Here is a 23,019-nt window from a genome sequence, read left to right as displayed (position 1 = left end):
TGCTTTTAGATAATAAATTCACAAGATTATTTTGATACGCAAATATTACTGGAGAAATAAATGTCAGTGTCTAAAGTGGGATTGCATGCAATTGAGAACGCAAGTATTGATGAATTACGTGGATTGCAGCTAGAGAGATTGAAGCACACATTGAATCACGTTTATAAAAATTCACCAGTATACAAAGCTAAGTTTGATGCTCACGGTGTTCACCCTGATGACCTCAAGCAACTTTCAGATCTCAGTAAATTCCCAACTACTACCAAAGCCGATTTACGTGACAACTATCCTTTTGGCATGTTTAGTAAGCCAATGGAAGACGTAGTTCGGATTCATGCATCTAGCGGCACAACCGGTAAACCAACGGTTGTAGGTTACACCCAAAACGACATCGATACGTGGGCAGACGTGGTAGCTCGTTCAATTTATGCTGCTGGAGGGCGCTCTACTGATATCGTGCATATTTCATATGGCTATGGTTTATTTACGGGTGGCTTAGGTGCACATTACGGAGCGGAACGACTAGGCTGCACTGTAATTCCCATGAGTGGTGGGCAAACCGCTAAACAAGTACAACTAATTGCCGACTTCAATCCTGACATTATCATGGTTACACCATCTTATATGCTTAACATTGCTGATGAGCTATCCCGGCAACAAGTTGATGTAGATAAATTGAAGTTGCGCACTGGAATATTTGGTGCTGAGCCTTGGACTGAAGCGATGCGTCATCAAATGGAATCCTCTTTGGGTATAGATGCGGTTGATATTTATGGTTTGTCTGAAGTCATAGGACCAGGTGTTGCGCAAGAATGCATTGAAACCAGAGACGGACTCACTATATGGGAAGACCATTTCTATCCAGAAATTATTGACCCAGTCACCGGCGAAGTGCTTCCTGATGGCCAAGAAGGCGAGTTGGTATTTACCAACCTTTCAAAAGAAGCGATGCCGGTGATTCGATATCGCACCCGCGATTTGACTAGACTATTGCCAGGCACTGGAAGAGTCATGCGCAGAATGGAGAAAATCACTGGTCGAAGTGACGACATGATGATTATTCGTGGTGTAAACGTTTTTCCAAGTCAAATCGAGGAACTTATCTGTAAAGTAGATGGCCTTGCACCTCACTACCAAATTGAACTGACTAAGCATGGCAATTTAGACAGTGTCACAGTTTATGCCGAAAGTGTTACAGCAATCTCACTTGAAGCACAACGCACTTTAGAAAAAGAGCTTCTGATACAAATAAAAACTTTTGCGGGTATTTCATCTTCAGTCGTTGTGACGCCGCCGAATAGTATTGAACGCTCCGAAGGCAAAGCAATACGCGTACTAGATAATAGAAATAAATAGGGTATTACTGCATTTATCGCTGGCTGTGGTGAATTGAAATCGAATAATTAGCTTTTTCAATATGCAATTACACTTTCAGATAATCGGTTGTGCACTATCAGTCATGGTAAGCACTGTCACCTTGGTTGTAATGTAAATGCCATAAACACACTTCCAACTGAGATTTAAGTGCTATGAGAACACCGGCAAATTCAAACACATCCAACCCGGCAGCAAAATACAGCTATTTAACCCTTTGTATCTTCACAGGCTTACTGAACATCAATGCTGCCGCGGCGCAAGAAAATTTAGACGAACAAGAAACGCAGGCTTCAAAAGAAACAAAAATCCTTGACGTAATTCAAGTGACTGCCAGAAAACGCGCTGAGAACGCCACTGATGTTCCTATGTCCATCAATGCTTTTTCTGCCAGCACGCTTGAGGCAGCAGGCATTAATAATGCCTCCGACTTGGTGCAGATAACTCCTGGCCTCACTTATGCTAAATCCCCGACCAATACACCGATATTTACAATACGTGGGGTCGGATTTAATACTAGTAACTTGTCATCGACTGCAACGGTAGGTCTATACGTCGATGAAATGGCTTATGCATATCCATATATGGCAAATGGCGCTCTGTTCGATATGCAGCGAGTAGAAGTACTAAAAGGTCCTCAAGGAACGTTGTATGGTCGTAATACTACCGGTGGACTTGTTAATTTTATCACTAACAAGCCGACCGATGAACTTACAGCAGAAGTCTCAGCTGAGTTCGGAAGCTTTGATACAACGAACTTTAGTGGAACATTAAATCTACCGATAAGTGACACTGTAGCAGTGCGTTTTGCAACTCGTATTGAAAAGCGAGGTGAAGGTTATCAACGAAGCTTATCCAGGCCGGGTGACACCTTGGGAGAGAAAGACACATCCGCTTTTAGAGCCAGTTTGGCTTGGCACCCCAACAGCGACTTGGAGATTGATCTCTCCGCCAACTATTGGCGAGACAAATCGGATACCGTGGCTGGTCAAATCGTTGGTATAAGCCCGGATCAACCAGACTTTCTATCTCCTCAATTGGCAGCTGTCGACCTTAATACAGATTGGGATAGTCGAACGGCTGAATGGGATGCATTCGATAGTAGTGATTCAGATAAGAAAGCATTCGCATCAGACTCTGATTTCTTAGGATTAACTGCCAGAGTGGAATACACCATAAACGACGAACTAACCTTTACGAGTTTGACTGGCCACAATTCGATTACTCGTAAAGATGTTAATGACCTAGACGGCACGAGTATAGAAATATTTTATTTAGACTCGGATGGAGAAATCGACTCATTTTCCCAAGAATTTAGGATTGACGGCGAATTTGACGGCTGGGATCTACTAGTTGGTGTTTATTACTCCAAAGACGATATCATTGACAACCAGCTCGGTTCATACGACACATCGTCACAAAATCTGCTTTTGCGATTCCTAACTCAAAATCTATTTGATCCAACCAACCAGTTTTATTCCGCCGAGCAGTATGCCGGTGGTTTTCGGTTCTTTCGTTTAAACCTAACTTCTGAGAACACGTCGAAATCCATATTTGGTAAGGTTGACGTCGATTTAACAGATGATTTGCAACTGTCTTTAGGGCTTCGCTACACCGAGGATAAACTCGAGTCGGTGTCATGTTCTGCAGACTACAATGGAAATACGCTTCCAATCTGGAATACGGCAGTATGGGCGATTGGTGGAAACAACCTTGCACTTGGCCCTGGCCCTGTTGTTGAGAATGGCTGTATAACGCTCACGCCAGATTTTTCTGCCATTGCAGATCCTCAAAGAGTGCCTTTAGAAGAGGATAATCTTTCCGGTCGAATAAGCCTGAGTTACAACGTCAGTAGTGATTGGTTAGCTTACTCAAGTATTAGCCGTGGATTTAAATCGGGAGCTTGGCCGGTAATCACTGCAGCGAGTTCTGATCAATTAAACGCTGCAACTCAAGAAAAAGTTATTGCTTATGAGTTGGGCTCAAATATAAGGCTGCTTAGCGGGGCGGGCCAGTTAAACTCTTCGGTGTTTTATTATGACTATGAAGATAAACAACTGCTATCGGAAGTAGAGGACTTAGTTTTTCAAACGCTCCCGCGTTTGGTAAATATCCCTAAATCTAAAGTGTACGGCGCAGAACTTGATTTTGCGATTCAACTTACTGACAACTTCCTTACTAGGCTTGGCGCTTCTTACACCAAAACTGAAGTTGACGAATACACGGGGTTCAACCGCAGAGGTGAACCAACCGACTTCGCAGGTGCTAATTTTGCCTACACGCCAGAATGGCAGCTAACCGGCACTTTCAACTATAACCTCCCATTAAATAATGGCTACTCATTAGATAGTAATCTAAGCATAAGTTATCGTAGCGACGCTAGCGCAGCTATTGGACCTGAACCAGATTTTGAGGTTGATAGCTATGCTCTGGTAAACGCAACGGTAAATCTTCTACCTGATAGTGAAAACTGGTCTGTCGGTTTGTATGCCACTAATCTCTTGGATGAATACTACTGGACCTCAGTTGATATCCAAACAGACTCAATTTATCGAATTGCTGGCATGCCGAGAGAATTCGGGCTTCGTCTTAAATATGAATTTTAGTCTTTGATGGGAGCAATATTATGAAAAATAAAGTTATAAAAGCCGCTGTTGTGCAGGCCGCCCCAGTGTTTATGGACTTGAATGCATCGATAGACAAAGCAATCGAAATTATACAGACTGCCGCTAAAAACAAGGCGAACATAGTCGCGTTCGGCGAATGTTGGTTTCCTGGTTATCCTTGGTGGTGCTGGTTAGCGCCAGTTGCTCACAATGTACAATACTTTCAGAAATATCATGAAAATTGTCTGGTTCGAGATAGCGACGAATATTATAGACTGGCGAAAGCAGCAGCAGATAATGAAATTTTCATCTCTTTTGGTGCAAGTGAAAGAGATCATGGCTCCTTGTATATCTCGCAGTTTTTAATTGATGATGTTGGCCAACTAATAAGCGCAAGAAGAAAGTTAAAGCCAACACACATGGAGCGCACCATCTTTGGGGATGGCGATGGAAGCGATTTGCTTGTCAGTGATACTGAGCTGGGTCGCATTGGACAGTTAGCATGTTGGGAGCATCTACAGCCACTTAGCAAATATGCGCTGTATAGTATGCATGAACAGATTCATATTGCAGCATGGCCATCTTTCTCGATTTATCCGGGAAATGCTAATGCATTGGGTCCGGAGGTTAATAATGCAGCGTCCCAGATTTATGCTGTCGAGGGGCAATGTTTTGTATTAGCGCCGTGCGGACTAATAACACCAGAATGGTATGACATGCTCGTTACCAATGATGCACAAGCTGCTTTAATAGGCTTAGGTGGCGGATATGCGCAAATCTACGGGCCAGACGGCAGTGCTTTATGCAAGCCATTGGCTCATACAGAGGAGGGTATCTTGTTTGCTGATCTAGACTTAGGTTTAATAAGCATTGCTAAATCGTTTGCAGATCCTGTCGGACACTATTCTCGACCCGATGTCACTCAGCTATTACTGAACAATGACTCAAAGAGGCCGATTGTTAAAATGGACGCAACGCCTGAGAATATTCATTTCAATAATGTTTTGTCTAATGACAAGCCAGCAGAAAGAGAATCAATTGATGAATAAGCAAAATATGCCAACAGGGTGGGAGCCTCCAGCGCCTGCATGGAAAGCGCTATGGAAAGTATCAGATCAGCAAGCCTATAGCTCACTCACTGCTGGCTATTTCGGCATTCAAGGTAATGACCATAGCCTGCTAAGCGTGTGGGCACAGGATGCATTTACCTCGCAGCATGCACCTAAATTGCTAGAACGGGCAAGATACATTGATCAACATGGACTCACCAATTTCGTATTCATTGCGTATTGGGAGGCGGGCGAGTATCAAAAATGGTGGCAAGATCATTCGTTATGGTGGCAGCAAGACGCCATTGTTGATCATGGCATTGGCTTATGGCGAGAAATTATCCAAATGCCTTATGAGCGTTTTGAGACTTTGCACTCTTCACAGAAAACGCATGGTGTTAGTAAGATCGCTGAGAATATAGAAGGCCCGATTCAAAATCATGGTTATGCCGGTAGCGCTAGAGACCGCATACCTATTTCGGCTTCCGATAATTTGAAAAGTAAGGTCACTATTTCTGAGCTCCTGAGCAAAAAGGTGTCTAACAAAGGTAAGCGAGTGCAGATCAATCCTCCTGGGAATATGTGTGTTATTCGTTCGGGACAAAATTGGAGTAATTGTGTAGGCGAGCAGAAAGACTACTACTTAAATGAATTGCAACCGGCCCTGCTAGCTGGTATGAATTATCTGCGTGAAAACCCAATCGAGAGTACCTGCTACGTTATGCGATTTATGACATCGTGCGATGAGCAATGGAATGAGGTCGAAGAGACATTTGGTCTAGGCTATGGAATTGATATATACACCTTTGAGACTTGGGCAAAAAGCCACCCTACGCATATTGACATATTCTCTAAATTTATAAGCATGGCTGAAACCTTTGGTGAAAAGCTTTCGCTTCAGTTGTGGCATGAGGTTATCGTTTTAGCAGAAGCTGGTTGCGAGTGTGAATATATTAATTGTCACTCAGAAACTGGCCTTATGCGCTATGGTTAAACTTCAGAAGTGGAGGAATCAAAATTGGATGGGCTGATCAATGTTGGTTATCAAAAAAGCACTAGTACTTTGTCTGAAAAAGATAAGTTTGAGTATTACCACGATTCAATATGTAGCGAATACGTCAATTTAGACTGTAAGTCGCAAAGTAAGTCTAATTTCTTTGGTGAAATTCATGGCGGTGTAGGCAATGAAGCGTTGCGTATATCAGAGGTGCTTGCTGATGCTCAAGTAGTCACACGCTCAAAAAGCCAAATCGCCAAAAGTATTGATGCACATTTTTTAATAAGCCTCCAAGTATCATCCCAGTGTGTGCTGCGCCAAAGCGGAAAAGAGGCAGTGTTGCAGCCTGGTTCTTTTGCACTATACGACAGCACACAACCTTACACGTTAAGTTTTTCAGAGCGTTTTCATCAACTGGTATTACAAATACCGCACGATGTTCTGACTCAATACATTGCTTCCCCACACAACTACACTGCTATGTCAATATCAGCTAATCAGGGCATAGGTTCGGTGTTGAGGGATTTCATTTGTTCTATGATCAAGCAAATCAATCATACTCAGCAAATGCCTGATGAACTTTATAATAATCTTATCAATATGCTCGCGTTAGCCTTCAGTTCTAGTCTAATTACCAATCAACTAAATAACGAAATAGATACGTCACAGTGCTTACGACAGCGCATACTGAACTTTATTGATAACAACCTTTGCTCATCTGAGCTTAACTGCAATTTTATTGCAGAGTCACAAGGTATTTCTAAACGCTACCTATATCGAATATTTCAAGACGAAGAAACCTCACTAAATACCTTGATCTATAATCTAAGATTGAAGAAAAGCGCTGAGATCCTTCGAAATCCTACTTATCTTCAAAAGTCTATCGAGTGGGTGGCTTATTCTATGGGTTTCGTGAGCGCATCTCATTTTTCGCGTTCGTTTAAGAAGTGCTATAAGATGTCTCCAAATGACTATAGGAACTTTTGGATTCCCAAACTATAAAGCCCTTATATACAAAGGGCTTCATTGATGTTATATACAAAAATCTACATTAACTAATTTGTATCTTTATACGATTCAGAACGGAATATCATCATCAAAATCAAAGTCTGGCTCTGCCATTGGTGGTGGCTTGTTACCGGCTTGTTGATTGTTTTGTGGACGTTGCTGGTTCGCATTAGGATTCGGTGCGCTTTGATAGCCGCCCTGTGGCGCGCCTTGCTGCCCGCCTTGATTGGGTTGCTGTCCTTGAGGTCGCTGCTGATAACCGCCACCTTGAGAAGCACCTTGTCCTTCATTGCGGCCACCTAGCAAGATAAAATCGCTGCTGGGTTTACAAACTCTGGTGGTCTGTCCGGCGATAAACTCAATACACTTGTAGATATTTCCGTCTTTGCCGCTCAACACGGTATGCATTGGGTTAATCTAGGTTTGCTAACAGGTATATCAAAATCGACAGACAGTGATGATGGCCTGAATCGACTTGGTAGTTATTTAGGAGCAATGGCTTATTCGCCCGTGGATAAGGACGGAAACTCAGCACTTTCCGATGGTGATGCAGCGACCGCATTTTATCTTGGCAAACGAGTGGCGAATGTCGCTCACTCTATAGCCTCATAGATTCCTTTGTAGTGGTGATAGGTGTGAAATTTAAAACCTAATGTTGCGATCGCACTATTCAAGCGTGTCGCAACAGCTCTTGCTCTGATTAAGTAAATGAAGGTCCGTTGTTTGTCCAGACTGTGTGAAAACTCTGTTTTGATCATCTTTTGGTCTAAGTAGCCTTTTCATATGATCAATCCGTCTAGTTGAACAGCCTCAACAGCTATGATGTGAACTAAAATTTATAGTAGAACAAATAAACAAGTGCGTTGCTATGTCTCACCATATTCAAGGCCAAGGACGACACCAAGTAACGCTTTTCCCTGAAGCATTGGACGATTTCGTCACCGAAGATAATCCCGTTTGTGTTATCGATGTGTTCGTTAATGAAACCGATTTGGATAAGCTGGGGTTTGAACGTGTTCAGGCCAAGTGCACGGGGCGACCCGGTTATCATCCTGCGACGTTGCTCAAGCTCTACATTTACGGTTATCTGAATCGCATCCAGTCATCACGCAGGCTAGAAAAAGAGTCGCATCGAAATGTGGAGTTAATGTGGTTACTTGAGCGCTTGACGCCAGACTTTAAAACCATCGCAGATTTTAGAAAAGACAACGGCAAAGCGATTAAAAATGTGTGTCGACAGTTTGTCGAACTATGCCGTCAGATGAACATGTTTTCCGAATCACTGATTGCCATTGATGGCAGTAAGTTCAAAGCAGTTAACAATAAATCAAAGAACTACACGCCGAGCAAAGTGAAATTCCACATCACGCGCGTCGAAAAAAGCATCCAAGAATATCTCGACAATCTGGACACGACAGACAGAGAGCATCCCCCATCCGACGAAAAAATCTCGTCGCCCAAACTTGAATGGTTAACGAAGCGTTCAGCCGAATTACAAGAAATGTAGAAAACGGTTCAGGCCCACCCAGACAAGCAAATGTCACTGACTGACTCAGACTCTCGATTGATGAAATTGCACCATATGAACAGGCAGGTTTGCAACAACGTACAAAGCGCAGTGGATAGTTAGCATCACCTGATAGTGAGCCATGACATCGTACAATCGACTGATAGAAGATACTTAACACTTGTGGCTAAACAAGTTCAGCAAGCACTGAATAAAAAAGACATCACTGTCATTTCAGACAAAGGGTATTTTAGTCACTTGGATATCAAAGCGCTTCAAGACAGCGGCGCTAAAGCCCTTGTACCACAAACAGATACCTCAGGCTCGAAAGCTAAAGGTATCTTCAATAAATCGCTGTTCAAATACGACAAAGAAAAAGACGTCTACATTTGTCCTGCAAACAACGAATTACCCTATCGCTCGGATTCAATGGAAAAGGGCATACAGCTAAAAGTCTACGTGGATCATATTGCATGTTGAGACTGTTCTATTCGAAGTCAGTGTACAACCGCACCCTATGAGCCAAGGAAAATGCAGCGCTGGATACACGAAGAGATGATTGATGATATGCAGGCCAGATTAAATGCAGCACCTGAAACAGCGATAACACGAAAGCAAACCGTCGAGCATCCCTTTGGCACCATAAAAATGTGGATGGGTTCGACGCACTTCATAATGCGGCGGATGGATAACGTCAAAACAGAGATGAGTTTGCATGTGCTGGCTTACAACCTTAGGCGAATGATATCGATACTCGGTGTACCGACCCTAATAGCAGCGTTAAAGGCGTAATCGCTCTTTTAACTCGTCAATATTACCCCAAGAGCCAAATTCATCATCCAAATAGGCCTCAAGGACATCATAAAGCTTGTCCAGATAAAAATACGATCCCAACTGGTGCTTTAAATTAAAAAAAACTACGGGCGGCAGAAAAAGTAGTTTGTCGAGCTGTTTTCACGCAGTCTGTGTCTGGTCCTGCCTGTCAGATTTGGAAATTCACAAGGAGTATTAGGTGAAAATGATCTACACACTTTGAAGAACTTCAATGGTGCCTTTCTGACCTGCCCATTTGTGCCTTATTGCGCGCATTCTTTCACATACTTAAGATAAAGAGATTCGATATATCCAATCAATTAGCCATTTCTGAAAATCGCAAAGAAATTTAGATTTTCAACCCTAGAATGCAAATAGCCATTGTTTAAACAAGCTGGTTGGTCACAGTCACCGTAAGGATTTGCGATTTTGCGCAAGCCTTAACTTATGCTTTCGAACGAGCTCAGCTGTTTTTTCAAGTAAAAGTCTGTTTTTTTCTTCTGAAAAAGCGGGTTTGTCATTTCTTAAATAGAAATACTGAGCTCTGTTTCTTTCGTCAATAAATACTTCTGATGAAAAGCCCCGACCATCAATGTGACACTTAGCACAATAGCCTGTGAAAGCTGACATTAAATTATCCAAAAAATTTGCTCGCTTCCCGCAACAGTTATGCCATAGCTGTGACACATGGTGCAACCTAGTTTTGTGCACAGAACACTCAGCGGTATGAAGCCAATCTGTTTTGAAGTACGAGTATCCTACAGACCGCAATTGCAATTTTACGCATTCAATGCAATAACGAAGTTGCGTCCTATTTCCTGAATCACGATTCGACTTTTCGACGTTTTCATTATGTAAAACCAGCTTAGCAAGTTGGACTCTAACTTTCGAATCTGCACCTAAATATGGTGCATTAGTATCTATAATTTCAGCTAATTGGGAGATATCAATATCTCTTATACATGCTCGTTGTTTGTTGTTCAAAGTTGGAAGCCCATAAACTACTCCCCCAGGGCTAACCACGCCCTGAAGATCTCTAGGCTTATTCAGTACACCAAAAAGAATCATCCTACGAATAATGAAGCTATGAATAGACTCATCACTATTAATGGGTGCCACTCGTCAATACCCCTTCAAAATTTGATCCGAAAACATGATTCTATACAACTGGAAGCGTACAGCTCTAAAAATTATTGATTGAGCTTTCATGACCCAAAACATAGCACTTGGCAAACTTTAAAAAGCAACTTGGCATACTTTTTTTTCACTTGGCAATGTTTATTTGTATTTCCCAATATCAAACCACCTGCCCCGCCACCCAGGCACTTGACCACGCCCATTGAAAGTTATAACCGCCAAGCCAACCTGTTACATCCACCACTTCACCAATAAAATACAAACCTTTTTGATGCTTGGCTTCCATGGTTTTTGATGACAAATAGTCAGTATCCACACCGCCTAAGGTGACCTCTGCCGTGCGATAGCCTTCAGTACCATTTGGCTTGATTTGCCAGTGCTGAAATGTACTTAAACATTGCGTAAGCTGATTTCCCTGATACTGCTTTAAGGCCTTGTTTGGGATCTTTAAGTAATCAATGGCGGTTTGCACAAATCGTTTGGGATACAATTTGGCTAAGGCGCTAGAAAGCAACTGATCTGGCGAGGATTGGCGCTCATGCTCCAAAATGGGGTATAAATCACCGTTTGGATACAAATTAAAGGCAACGTTTTGTCCGGGCTCCCAGTAGCTTGAAATTTGTAATACTGCTGGCCCGCTCAAACCACGATGCGTGAACAGCATACTCTCATTAAAACTCGCGTCGGCAACAGATGCAGACGCATCTACTGACACACCGCTTAATTCACTAAGCACATTTTTATCATGCTCGTGCAGGGTAAACGGTACAAGGGCCGCACGGGTTGGAACAATGGGTATATTAAACTGCTCGGCAATCCGATAACCAAAAGGTGTTGCCCCTAGCTTGGGCATGCTTAAGCCACCGGTGGCGATAACGAGGGAAGGCGTAACATACCTGCCTTTTGCGGTTTGTATTACATACCAGCCTTTATCATTTTCATTTGTTGCTGCATCTTCGATGCGAGGTTGGTAGCTGACATCTGCGATTTCGCAACGATTGGTCACAATTACGCCTGCTTTTTTGCACTCTTGCAAAAGCATATCAACAATATCTTTTGCGCTATTATCACAAAATAACTGGCCGAGCGTTTTCTCATGGTAGGCTATCCCGTACTTTTCGACCAAGGCGATAAAGTCCCACTGCGTGTATCTGGCAAGTGCCGATTTGCAAAAATGTGGATTTTGCGACAGAAACTGTTCGGGTGAGGCGTACATATTGGTAAAATTGCAGCGGCCGCCGCCAGACATGAGAATTTTGCCGCCCAGACGTTTTGCATGGTCAATGACTTCGACACTTTTTCCGCGCTTACCCGCTTCGGCCGCGCAGAACAGACCGGCTGCACCTGCTCCGAGGATGATGACATCGCGTTTAATCACGCTCATTTTCTACTTCTTGAATCTTCACTTTTCATGACGCAATGATACGTGTTTTACGCACGTTTTTCTGCTAAAACCTGCCGATAATAAACAATGCTTTAAGTGAAAATACATTGAGGCTCAGGTTACAGGTTCACAAGGTTTTTCCAGGCGTTTAAAACGCTGAAATAACCAGCCAATACCAACCAGGGAGAGACCTAAGCCAATAAACGAGAGCGCTCTATACAAGCCCTCAAGATTTGCCATATCAATCACAAATGCTTTTAAAATAACAAGCGCTAATATGGCAAAACCCAATTGATTGAGTCGATGTAAGTGCTTACTTTGCGCTATTACAATACATATAATAGCGATTAATAGATATATCACTGAATAAGTGTATAGTTCAGCTTGGCTCACCGCATATAAATACAATGAAGTGCCCTCTTCAAAAAACAAGCGAATGGCTGCATTTAGGTAGCTTACGTAAAAAAGACCCGCCACAATCAAAGCAGGCTTAGACGTATCTTTGTTAAAAAACTGCATTTTGACATTAAAAAGCAAGACTAACGCAGGAATAAACCACAATATTAGTAACCAATTGACGATAGGGTTTGTTCCCACTTCTTGGTTTGAGATAAACGGATTGTTAAGAAGGCTCGAAAATAAGTGGGTATAAATAGCACCAAGCACTAAGCCAACTGCGAAGAAACGATAAAGCGCTTTTTGTGTAGTTAATTGGCTCCGCCAAAAATACACCGTTGCCAGTATTAGATAATTCATTCCAAGCAATGCACTTTGCTGAAAGCTCAAGTTGTCAAAGTCAGGATATTCACCTATCAATAAATAACTGCTTTCAGTAGTGACAAAAAGTGCCAATAGATGCAATAGCGCGCCATCAAACCATGCCGCCAAATTTTTATTGTGTGCATTGGAGCGAGTATGTTTACGAGCAAACAAAAGCAATATAAAGCTTAATGGATAGATAACAATCGACCAGTGCAGTCCAAAAAGGGTCTCGCCCGCATAATCAGGTAGCCATGGTGCAAACGTTAAGCGCACCATGACGCCAATAACAGCAATTTTAAATAGCCACGGCGGCAATTGTAAACGATATTTCGCGCCCAGTGATGCCATCAGGGTAATTTGCGCGGCAAGAGCCAGTGTTAAGGTGCTAGCGGATAAAAGCATCGTTAAAATAAGCGCGAGGGCACCATTGGCAAGCAATAAATAGCTGACTTTGTGGACAAGTTCACTGTTATGCGAGAGAGATTGCCCGGTATCTGAGGTGGCTGTTGCGCTTCGCATAGCCATCAGCACAAAGCCTGTCGCAATTATTCCTAATTCAATGGCAAAAACAGGATATAAAAATACCGCAGCCTCTGGCGCTGACAGTGCATAGGCAATAGCAAAAAGGCTTAGTGGCGCAAGCACCAATAAAAGCGAATACGCATGACGTTGGCTAAAGCTTTTTTGCATAAACAGGGCATAAACAATGAGTACTAACGAAAGCGCCTGAATAAAAATAAACCCGCCACTGAAAGGGAACAAATTATCACTGTAATCAAAGGTGACCGGCATTTTTAAAAATACGAATATGGCAAGGGCAAGCGACAAAAACGGCCAGGTATCTAATGCGCTATGCCTTAAAGGCATTACGAGCAAAAGTGTGCTATATGCCGCAAACGCATAAAGCAGTTCTGGCGAAAAACCTGATAGCGTCGCGTATACTACAAGTCCAAGCAGAGGCAGAAGTACACCAAGTTGCTCTTTTCGCGGTATCAACATTTCTTTGGTCGTAAATGGCTGTCTAACACATTCTTTTAAGGACCAACCCAGTAGATCAAACAACGCAAAAACATAAATTGAGAAAAGACCAAAGACCGTCAGAATCCCAATGTTTGCATACTCTGAAACTAAGTAAGGTGTGGACGAAGCTTTAAGATCACCAAGGATGAAAGGTAGATCAGTGGATATAGAGATAGCCACGGCATACCACACAAAGTGCCCAAAGGCGCTTAAGTACCACACCCAAATTCGCCGTACTTGCTGGTAAATCCAAATACTAGAGAAAGAAACCGCCGCAACATACAAAAGCAACGCAAGCACATTGTTTGAGCCCGTAGAAACAATCGCTGGCACTGCGTAGGCACCAATAATACCAATGCCCGCGAGGATCGGGCCCAGCCGGATTGACAAGCCCGCACCCGCTAAGGAGATACTGGCAAGGATGGCAAATGCAAGTCCTGGCGATAAAAACGCATAATAATCAAAGGCAACAAGCGTCATTGCGTAGCACGTAATAATGCCGCCGCTTGCAAGAGCTGCGCTTATTACAGGCGTATTAATTTGGTATTTTTCAGGATTTCGATATAAATATTCAGCAACAATGATTAGGCTCAAACCGAAAACAGCACCTAGCCCAATGCGCAGACCCGGAGGAAACAGCCCAGCTTCAATGCTGTACTTTGCTAAAAAAACACCTCCTAATGCAAGCACCAGAGCGCCAAGCCATAATAGTCCATTCCCCATCAAGAAGCGCTCTAGTGAAAAGCGTTCATCTGCCTGCTTAGATGCCGGAATATTTTCTGGCTTTATTTTAGGATTTTCGGTGTTTTTTTGTTGATGGACTGGTTCAGGCTGGACTGGTTCGCGCTGGACTGGTTTATGCTGAACTGGCGGTTCGCGATGCAGACTATCGGCACTACCTTGCCTGAGAGCCGAGATATTTCGCGCTTGTTGGTCTACTGCCTCTTTCAACTGACTGATTTGGCGCTTTAGCGCGCTAATTTGACTTAAATTAACAAAGCCTAAAATTGCGCCTGCAATCATTGCGATTATCAGTAGCGCACCAAAAACAACCAAGCCATCCATGCAATATTCCCAATATTCTTAATCACGCGCTCATACTATCCAAGATATTTTCTTGAAAGTCCATCGCAGTTCATCAACAATACAAAAATCACCCTCAGTTCTACCGCTTCAAATTTGGCCGTAATATCTTATCTATTCACTAACGCAGGTAACTAGCAGGCATGGCAGAGCATCATTTATCTCATCAAAATTTCCCGACCCTTGAAAAAACGCACATAGCGGTTGCTCAGAACGCATCAGGAAGAAGCCTGAATGTGCCTATATATCGACTCAAAGGGCACTCAAACGATAGCTCGAAAGCCTTAAAAGTCTATATACAAAGCTCTATTCATGGAGCTGAAGTACAAGGGAATGTCGTGATTTATCATTTGCTACAGTCGCTTTTAAAGTTACCCATATGCGGGGAGGTACTACTTGTCCCAAATTGCAATCCTGTTGGCACTAACATAAAAGCAGGCGAGTATACCCTTGGCAGATTTGACCCAGTTAATGGTACTAACTGGAACCGGGGCTACTATTATGATGAAAACGAGGTCGTGAAATTTGCTCACAGCGTAGAAGAAAGTCAGAGTCCTCAAATGATTAAGCAAGCGTTTCGTGCGCAGTATAAAGAAAAAATCCAAGCAAAATTGAATCAAGAATGGGGACTTGGGCTGGCACAGCAGCTCAATCTTAAACTTCAACAGTTGGCTTTTGATGCGGATATTGTGCTGGATTTACACAACGGACCTGTATCGTCCCGTCATATCTATATCCCTGAGTACGCCAAAGAAGCCGCTTATTTATTTTCCTTTGCTCATAATATATTTATTCCCAACGTTTTTGCCGGCGCGCTGGATGAGGCGACCTTCTGCCCTTGGTGGACCTTGGGTGATGCTCTACAGTCTAAAGGGTTTTCTGCGGCAGATTTTGGGGTGGAGGCGTTTACAGTTGAGATGGGAAGTCAGGAAGTTATCGATTTTGCAGAAGGTAAAAAAGATGCTGATAACATTCTTAGCTACTTGCAGGCGAGAGGATTATTCGCCGAAAATGATAATTTTGAGCACACAAACAAACAAGCGATTGAACGATTTGGCGTCTCTTTGGCCGATTATAAGACCTTGTTCACCGATTTTGGCGGCATGGTTGAGTATTGTGCAAAACCCGGGCATCCATTAAAGAAAGGCGATTTAATGGCAAGAGTGCTCAATATAGATGAACTGGACTCAACAAACGCCGTCTTTGAGCTCAAAGCACCCTGCGATTTGATCCCAATTTTGCACTTTCCATCAGCGTCGGTGTTAAGCGGTACACAATTGTATAAATGCTTTACAAATTATAAAAAACTTTAGCGCCTAGCACCTTACCCAGTAAGTACTTACTTCTTTCTTTGTTCACTATTTATAGACTGACAATTCTCACACCAATAAATTCGCCGGCCATTTCTCTGCGCTTTTAAAATAGGATTTACACACTCTCTGCAAGGCTGTGACTCTCGATTAAACACCATAAAACGAGCGCCTTCATAATTAGTTTTATTCTTTGCCAAGTGCCTGCGAATATCATCGGGTACAGTATGGCCGCGCGTTTTATAGGCTCGCTGTCCGATTATGAGCGTTTGTTTTGCCAGTAAATCCAGTTGGGAGTCATTTAACAACTTAGGTTTAAGGTCAGGGTGAACACGGGCGGCAAATAAAATTTCGCTTCGCAAATAATTGCCGATCCCTGCAATAAAATGTTGATCCAAATAAAGCGCACTGAGTGTGCGATTAATGAAACGTCTATCTTGCAATCGAAGTTTTATATCCTGCCATTGTACATTTTTATCCAGAATATCCGGGCCAATGCGTTTTAAAAATGGATGCTCACAAAGCGCTTCAAAGGGATGCACTTCTATATCTGATGCGCTGTACAATAGCGCGCTTTCAGTTTCAGTATGAAGCGCTAATCTCAGTGAGCGTTTTGTTTTGGGCAAGGTGCCACGCTTTGCTGTTTTCCAAACCCCATAGAGCTGGTTATGTGAGTAGACGCTTAAACCGTTGTTAAAGTGGATCAGCATGGCTTTGCCCCGCGTCTCCACCTCTCGTACTCTCTGTCCTTTCAACTGACTGACATAAGGTGCTAAACGATCAAGGCCGACTATTACATCCTCTATCAGCTTCCCTTCAATGACTTTAGCGATGCTGTCCGCAGCGCGCCTTATTTCAGGGCCCTCAGGCATTATTCTTACAACATCGCCAGCATGGTTTCTGCATCTGAGACTTCAAAGCGCCCGGCATCTTCTACATTTAACGCTTTCACCGTTGCATCTTCAATAAGCATACTGAATCGTTGCGAGCGCACACCACCAAAACTGTCGGTGTCCATATCAAGGCCCATGGCTTTGCAGAATGCGCCGTTACCATCTGCAAGCATGATAATGTGTTCTGCATTTGAGGCCTTACCCCATGCATCCATTACAAAGGCATCGTTTACCGATAAGCAGATAATCTCCTCTACGCCTTTCGCCTTTATCTTGTCGGCAAGTGCAACATATCCGGGAAGGTGAGCTTGTGAGCAGGTTGGTGTAAACGCCCCTGGTACCGCAAAAAGCACAACTTTTTTACCGGCAAATAAGTCTTTCGTAGTAGGATTTTTCATATCTCCATCATCAAGCATGCTGAATTTCGCTTCCGGGAGTTTATCACCAACTTTTATCATCGTTTTTCCTTTACTGTTATTAATAAATGACGTGGCAAACGCAGTGTCTGATAGCACTAAGACAGAACATATACGTCAAAGCGATGCTTTTTCGATCGTATTTCAGTAGACGGTTTTAGTTTTTGTTCACAGGCTAAAGGGGCAGCACTGTTAGGTCGTTTTACCACCACTCTCTTATTCGCAGATTGTAAAGCCAATGTGAGCACTCGCTCACTATCTGTATCTTCGCCTAAAAGTCTTTGAAAGGCCTGCATTTCTTTTTTTACTAAGGCAGATTTTTTTCTGTGTGGAAACATAGGGTCCAAATATATAACATCAAACTTATCTTGAGTTTCATCCTCACTTAAGGCCCTAAGAGACAAAAAGTGATAGGCGTCTTCTTTTATGAGACGAAGCCGTTGACTTAATGGATCTGCACTTTGCTCAAATCGAAATAAGGCATCTTCTAATAGCGAAGCAATGTGGACGCTGCGCTCTAGCATAGTGACATCCGCGCCAGCGCACGCCATTACAAAGCTATCGGTTCCCATTCCGGCGGTGCAATCAAGCACGCGAAGCAGCGCATCACTACTTTTTTGTTTATTTATTCCAACTGCTTTGACAATGGCTTCTGCTTTGCCTCCACCGTGCTGTTTGCGATATTGAAGCGCACTGGAGCTAAAGTCGATACAAATGTCTGACCACTGCGATTCGCTTGTTAAGCGCAACGCGAGCCCTTTTTCACTGAAGACCAATTGCCATTGTGCTGTGGTAAAATTGCGAGCTGCATTTTGCGGATTCGCTTTATAAACCTCAAAGCCCGTCTTCTTGGCAAGCGCTAACGCTCGCTCATGTGCGCTAATACTGCCAATATCCTCAATTAAGATAACGGTTTTAAGATCGCTTGCGGTATTTAGCACAAAAAGCAGCTCTCGTTTCGCTCGTCTTTATTAAAATTCAGCAGATTATTAATGCTGGTTTCTGCAATCTCTTCAAGTGCCTCTTGGGTAAAAAAGCCCTGATGCCCCGTGATCAAAACATTGGGAAAGGTCAACAGACGCTGAAACACATCATCATCGATGATTTCACTCGAACGATTTTTGAAAAACAGGTCTTCTTCTTGCTCATACACATCCAAGCCCAAATAACCGATTTTTTTACTCTTAATGCCTTTAATTACGGCTTTTGTATCAATCAATTTACCGCGAGAGGTGTTGATAATCATCACTCCCTCTTTCATTTTTTCGATGCGCTCATCATTGATAAGATGCTCGGTTTCAGGGGTTAAAGGGCAATGCAAGGTGATGATATCACTTTGTGTAACCAATGATTCTAAGGAGGTATATTGTGCATTGGTCTGTTTTATCTGCTCACTCTCTTCAATATCGTAGCAAAGAATATCGCAACCAAAGCCTTGTAAAATGTTAACGACCGACTGACCGATTTTGCCTGTACCGATAACACCAACTTTTTTATGATGCAAGGTAAAGCCTAAGAGCCCGTTTAAATCAAAGTTACTTTCTTTAACACGGTTATAAGCTTTATGCAGCTTGCGATTTAGTGACATCATCAGTGCTATAGTGTGCTCGGCAACCGCTTGAGGTGAGTAGGCTGGCACGCGCGATACGCTCATTCCCTGCTCTTTGGCGTATTCAACATCAACATTGTTATACCCTGCGCAGCGCAGCGCTACATGCTTAATGCCAAAGCTTATTAGCTGATCAATAACCGAGCGATCAAGATGATCATTCACAAACACTAATATTGCATCGGCGTCTTTGGCTAAAATGGCGGTTTGATCCGTTAGTTTCGCTTCCTGAAAATCAAAGTCGATGTCAGCACTTATCGCGCGAATGTGCGCAATAAAAAATTCCTTGTCATAAGTTTGGCTACTGAACACTGTTACGCGCATGTCTTAACCCTGAGGCTAGAGGTGAATAAACAAAGATTGTAGCCACTTGCGTGCATTGTTCAAGCAAAGTCCGACTTATCTTTTGACTTACGCTGAGTTGATTTAAGCATTACTATAATCATCGCGATAGGGTAGCCAGCGGTCGATGAGCTTTAAAGCGTTATTGCGGTGCTTGTACCACACGGTTTCCGCAAGCGGTTTTATATCCTCAACCATATGAGCGTCCCTGACCAAATCGGCGATTTTAAGGTCTGCTACCCCGGTTTGCTTGGTGCCTAACAGCTCGCCAGGCCCACGGATTTCCAAATCTTTCTCGGCGATATAAAACCCGTCATTTGACTCGCGCAACACCGCAAGGCGCTTGCTTGCCGTTTTTGAAAGCGGAGTGGAATACATCAGCACGCAATGACTTTCGATTGAGCCGCGCCCCACTCGTCCTCTTAACTGATGAAGTTGCGCAAGACCTAAACGCTCCGGATTTTCAATAATCATTAAACTGGCGTTTGGTACATCCACCCCTACTTCAATAACCGTGGTGGCTACCAAGAGATCAATTTCGCCAGATTTAAAAGCATCCATTATTGCCTGTTTTTCTTGCGATTTGAGCCGACCATGCACTAAGCCCACCCGCAAATCAGGTAAGGCGGTACGAAGACCCACTGCCGTGTCTTCAGCCGCCTGACACTGCAAGACTTCTGACTCTTCAATCAGAGTGCATACCCAGTAAATTTGCCGCTTATCGACGAGGGCGGATTGGCGAACCCTGTCAATTATGTCGCTTCGGCGTGTATCGGGCAAAACCACTGTTTTTACAGGCGTGCGCCCTGGCGGTAGCTCATCTATAATGCTTGTATCAAGGTCCGCATAGGCCGTCATAGCGAGTGTGCGCGGTATTGGCGTAGCTGTCATGATAAGCTGATGGGGATACTTGCCTTGCGCCTCACCTTTCTTACGAAGCGCGAGTCGCTGATGAACACCAAAGCGGTGCTGCTCATCTACAATCACCATCGCCAGATTTTTATATTCAACAGCGCTTTGAAAGATAGCATGCGTGCCCAATAACATTTGAATATTACCGGCTTTTAGTTGTTCGAGTGTATCGCTTCTCGCCTTTCCTTTAAGCTTTCCCGCCAGCCAGCCAACGCTTATTCCCAACGGACCTAACCAAGCTGAAAAATTGTTTGCATGCTGCTCTGCAAGCAATTCGGTAGGTGCCATAAGCGCAACCTGATAACCTGCACTTATTACCGACAAGGCAGCCAATGCGGCAACAAGCGTTTTACCCGAACCAACATCGCCCTGAACCAAGCGCATCATTGGCTCGCCTGAGGCAAGATTTTTCTCAATTTCGCTTACCACACGCAGCTGCGCCTGGGTGGGCGAAAACGGCAAGGTGGATAAAAATTTTTGAGTAAGCGCATCATCTTTTGTCACGCTAAATCCTGGATCTTGTTTTGCCTGGCCTCGTACTTTTAACATGCTCAAATGATGCGCTAACAATTCTTCAATGATTAAACGCTTTTGCGCGGGATGCTGGCCTTCTGCTAACTGATCAAGTGCGACATCTGGCGGCGGACGATGCACCAAATTTAAGGCATCTTTCAGCTGAAGCTGATTAGGATATAAATTAGCGGGCAAATAATCGGGCAAAGCGCCCTTTTCAAGCTGCGCGAGTGCTTGAGCACTTAATTTGCGTAGGGTAAGCTGATTCACTCCTTCGGTTGTTGGATAAACCGGCGTTAGAGAATCCTCCATTCCAGCGCTGGAACCATCTGTAACGGTTTTGTATTCAGGGTGCGCCATTTCAAAGCCCGCTGGACCTGCTCGCACCTCACCAAAAGCGCGAATAGTCGTACCTGTGCCAAATCCCTTCAACTGCGCGGCAGAAAAGTGAAAAAAACGCAAATTTATGCTACCGGTGCCGTCGCTTATTCTTACCACCAGCATGCGCTTTCGACCATATTTAATATCTGCGCTTTGTACCTCTCCTTGCACACAAACATGCAGATAGGCATGAAGATCGGCGATAGGATAGAGTCTTGTCCTATCTTCATAGCGTAAAGGCAAATGAAAAATCACGTCTTGCAGCGTTCGAAGGCCCAGTTTTTCGAGCTTTTCAGCAACTTTTGCACCCACTCCTTTAAGCGTGGTTACTGGTGTATCAATGAGTGACTGCATCTAACTGAATTCAATGTGGTTTTAGCTAGGTTTTAGCGAATAACACATAGATTAACAAACAAATTGCAACATGACACCTGTTCCAAAGCGCAGAATGATGCTTTTACAGCGAGACACAATTTTGTCTTTGCCAGTACTTGCCATGAGCCAAGCCTTTATCAATTTCAAATATGTCCGATAATAGATGATTAGCGATTTTATTTAACCAGCCCTTAGGAGACTTTATGCAAAGAATGATTTATACCGGCAGTGCGCTGCCCGACAATCTGGCCATAGTCGAAAGCTTTAACATGATCCAGTTTACCGGCACTGTCGAAATCTCTGAGCGCGGCATTGTGGTGGGTATGTTTGAGCGTAAGCGTGCAGATTATCAAGATATCATTAACCACTTTGCCGCCCAGGCGCCAAGCGATGCGAATGCGATTATTAATGTGCAAGTATCTAGCGCCACGCAGGCCTTTGGCGATGTGACCTATCTTTACCTGACATATATCGGCACACCTGTAACGCTGGCAGAATGCTAATTAATTAAGCTCAATTCTGTCATCAAATGGTTAATGACAAGAGTTTAGCGCTTAGCGCAAGCGCATTTCAACATGCTGTTTAAATGCTATTGCAGCCGGTGAAAGATGCTTTCCTTTTGGGTAAACCCAATACCACGAGTTTGCGATTGGAAAGCCATCAACCGGCAACTCAACTAAATTGCCAGGCGCCATGTGATTGAGCGCATGCTGGCTTACAATAGCAATGCCAAGGCCTGCCATCACCGATTCTTTAATTGCTTCATTACTGGCAATTGTAACCATCTTATTCATGGGCAATTGATGCTGAGTAAAGTGTTTCTCGATAGCATAGCGCGTGCCTGAGCCCATTTCACGCATCAATAAACGTTCCTCTTTCAGCAAGTCCCACTGGATGGATTTGCGATGCGCTAGCGGGTGGTCTTTTTTTGCAATAACCGTAAGTGGATTTTTTGTCAGTAACTGCGCCTCGATATCGAGCTCTCGCGGTGGATTACTGAACACATATATGTCATCCGCGTTGCGTTTCAATCGTTCAATAATTTCCGCTCGATTACCTACCTGAAATTCTGGCTCAATGTCTTTATACATCTGGCAAAATTCACCTAAGTAGGTTGGAATCAGATATTTGGCGGTAGTGACGACGCTAATTCGCAATTGACCCAAAGATAGCCCTTCTCTTTTTGCAAGGCGCATTTCCAAACTGTCCATGACATTGAATAATTCACGCGTCGCCTCAAGCACATCTTTGCCCACATCGGTAAGAAATAGTCGTTTACCTACCTGCTCAAATAGCGTGACTTTAAGTGCTTCAGCTAATTTAGCGATTTGCGTTGATACGGTAGGTTGCGCCAGATGCAGGTGTTTTGCCGCTTTAGTCACGCTTGCATCTTCGGCAACGCGCATAAAAATTTCAAGCTGTCTGAATGTAGTTTGACGGGTGTGGAAGCGGCGTTGCCAGCTCATAGGGATCTTCCTTTTTTATATTTTGAGTAAGTTGAAACAAACAGCGGTTTTAAGCACCGCTT

At 43.6% G+C, this 23,019-nt stretch carries 18 protein-coding genes and 1 pseudogene; 9 read left to right on the top strand and 10 right to left on the bottom strand.

Annotated elements, in window-relative coordinates; all coding sequences use genetic code 11:
- The first annotated feature begins 60 nt into the window (after window positions 1-60).
- From paaK to D6V41_RS09450, 5 genes are all read left to right on the top strand, one after another.
- On the top strand, window positions 61-1,356 hold the full coding sequence (paaK, locus tag D6V41_RS09470) for a phenylacetate--CoA ligase PaaK (RefSeq protein WP_136251273.1): 1,296 nt from the start codon (window positions 61-63) through the stop codon (window positions 1,354-1,356).
- 173 nt (window positions 1,357-1,529) lie between these two features.
- Window positions 1,530-3,980, top strand: a complete 2,451-nt coding sequence (locus D6V41_RS09465) for a TonB-dependent receptor (protein ID WP_136251272.1) — start codon at window positions 1,530-1,532, stop codon at window positions 3,978-3,980.
- A gap of 20 nt (window positions 3,981-4,000) precedes the next feature.
- Entirely contained in the window at window positions 4,001-5,029 is a 1,029-nt protein-coding gene (locus D6V41_RS09460; protein WP_136251271.1) for a carbon-nitrogen hydrolase family protein, read from the top strand.
- Window positions 5,022-6,023: a phenylacetaldoxime dehydratase family protein gene (locus tag D6V41_RS09455; RefSeq protein ID WP_168711002.1), complete on the top strand. Its 1,002-nt coding sequence runs from the start codon at window positions 5,022-5,024 to the stop codon at window positions 6,021-6,023. Before D6V41_RS09460 ends, D6V41_RS09455 begins: the two co-directional genes overlap by 8 nt.
- 24 nt (window positions 6,024-6,047) lie before the next feature.
- Window positions 6,048-7,028, top strand: coding sequence for an AraC-like ligand-binding domain-containing protein (locus tag D6V41_RS09450; RefSeq protein ID WP_168711001.1), 981 nt, complete (start codon window positions 6,048-6,050; stop codon window positions 7,026-7,028).
- A gap of 75 nt (window positions 7,029-7,103) precedes the next feature.
- Here D6V41_RS09450 and D6V41_RS09445 read toward each other — a convergent pair whose 3' ends face one another.
- A complete protein-coding gene (locus D6V41_RS09445) occupies window positions 7,104-7,442 on the bottom strand; it encodes a hypothetical protein (protein WP_179952550.1) in 339 nt (112 codons plus the stop codon).
- On the opposite strand from D6V41_RS09445, the gene D6V41_RS09440 reads away from it, so the two are divergent.
- Together D6V41_RS09440 and D6V41_RS09435 are read left to right on the top strand one after the other, a co-directional pair.
- The gene (locus D6V41_RS09440) at window positions 7,437-7,646 is read left to right on the top strand and encodes a hypothetical protein (RefSeq protein ID WP_136251268.1); all 210 of its coding nucleotides are present in this window, start codon (window positions 7,437-7,439) and stop codon (window positions 7,644-7,646) included. The genes D6V41_RS09445 and D6V41_RS09440 overlap by 6 nt on opposite strands.
- Window positions 7,647-7,902: 256 nt before the next feature.
- Window positions 7,903-9,333 (top strand): annotated as a pseudogene (locus tag D6V41_RS09435) (IS1182 family transposase).
- Window positions 9,334-9,762: 429 nt separating this feature from the next.
- Here D6V41_RS09435 and D6V41_RS09430 read toward each other — a convergent pair.
- From D6V41_RS09430 to D6V41_RS09420, 3 genes are all read right to left on the bottom strand, one after another.
- Entirely contained in the window at window positions 9,763-10,473 is a 711-nt protein-coding gene (locus D6V41_RS09430) for a hypothetical protein (protein WP_136251267.1), read from the bottom strand.
- Window positions 10,474-10,651: 178 nt separating this feature from the next.
- Window positions 10,652-11,869: a BaiN/RdsA family NAD(P)/FAD-dependent oxidoreductase gene (locus D6V41_RS09425; protein WP_136251558.1), complete on the bottom strand. Its 1,218-nt coding sequence runs from the start codon at window positions 11,867-11,869 to the stop codon at window positions 10,652-10,654.
- A 120-nt stretch (window positions 11,870-11,989) separates the two neighbouring features.
- Window positions 11,990-14,722, bottom strand: a complete 2,733-nt coding sequence (locus D6V41_RS09420; RefSeq protein WP_136251266.1) for a DUF2339 domain-containing protein — start codon at window positions 14,720-14,722, stop codon at window positions 11,990-11,992.
- Window positions 14,723-14,883: 161 nt separating this feature from the next.
- Between D6V41_RS09420 and D6V41_RS09415 the strand changes: the two genes are divergently transcribed.
- The gene (locus tag D6V41_RS09415; RefSeq protein WP_136251265.1) at window positions 14,884-16,053 is read left to right on the top strand and encodes a M14 family metallopeptidase; all 1,170 of its coding nucleotides are present in this window, start codon (window positions 14,884-14,886) and stop codon (window positions 16,051-16,053) included.
- 26 nt (window positions 16,054-16,079) lie between these two features.
- Here D6V41_RS09415 and nei read toward each other — a convergent pair whose 3' ends face one another.
- From nei to recG, 5 genes are all read right to left on the bottom strand, one after another.
- Window positions 16,080-16,922, bottom strand: a complete 843-nt coding sequence (gene nei / locus D6V41_RS09410) for an endonuclease VIII (RefSeq protein WP_136251264.1) — start codon at window positions 16,920-16,922, stop codon at window positions 16,080-16,082.
- A 5-nt stretch (window positions 16,923-16,927) separates the two neighbouring features.
- The gene (locus tag D6V41_RS09405) at window positions 16,928-17,401 is read right to left on the bottom strand and encodes a peroxiredoxin (protein ID WP_136251263.1); all 474 of its coding nucleotides are present in this window, start codon (window positions 17,399-17,401) and stop codon (window positions 16,928-16,930) included.
- A gap of 56 nt (window positions 17,402-17,457) precedes the next feature.
- Complete coding sequence (locus D6V41_RS09400) at window positions 17,458-18,300, bottom strand: class I SAM-dependent methyltransferase (protein ID WP_241664504.1); 843 nt, start codon at window positions 18,298-18,300, stop codon at window positions 17,458-17,460.
- Window positions 18,294-19,292, bottom strand: coding sequence for a 2-hydroxyacid dehydrogenase (locus D6V41_RS09395; RefSeq protein WP_136251261.1), 999 nt, complete (start codon window positions 19,290-19,292; stop codon window positions 18,294-18,296). Before D6V41_RS09395 ends, D6V41_RS09400 begins: the two co-directional genes overlap by 7 nt.
- A gap of 102 nt (window positions 19,293-19,394) precedes the next feature.
- Window positions 19,395-21,470, bottom strand: coding sequence for an ATP-dependent DNA helicase RecG (gene recG, locus D6V41_RS09390; protein ID WP_136251260.1), 2,076 nt, complete (start codon window positions 21,468-21,470; stop codon window positions 19,395-19,397).
- 224 nt (window positions 21,471-21,694) lie between these two features.
- On the opposite strand from recG, the gene D6V41_RS09385 reads away from it, so the two are divergent.
- Window positions 21,695-21,994 (top strand): hypothetical protein, encoded by a 300-nt coding sequence (locus tag D6V41_RS09385; RefSeq protein ID WP_136251259.1) that lies wholly within the window; start codon window positions 21,695-21,697, stop codon window positions 21,992-21,994.
- Window positions 21,995-22,045: 51 nt separating this feature from the next.
- Here D6V41_RS09385 and D6V41_RS09380 read toward each other — a convergent pair whose 3' ends face one another.
- The gene (locus tag D6V41_RS09380) at window positions 22,046-22,957 is read right to left on the bottom strand and encodes a LysR family transcriptional regulator (RefSeq protein WP_136251258.1); all 912 of its coding nucleotides are present in this window, start codon (window positions 22,955-22,957) and stop codon (window positions 22,046-22,048) included.
- Window positions 22,958-23,019: the final 62 nt, after the last annotated feature.

This window comes from Ningiella ruwaisensis, assembly GCF_004798935.1.
In the GTDB taxonomy this organism is placed as follows: Bacteria; Pseudomonadota; Gammaproteobacteria; order Enterobacterales; family Alteromonadaceae; genus Glaciecola; species Glaciecola ruwaisensis.
Note: the sequence above shows the minus strand (reverse complement) of the source record. Positions and strands in the feature narration are given on the sequence as shown.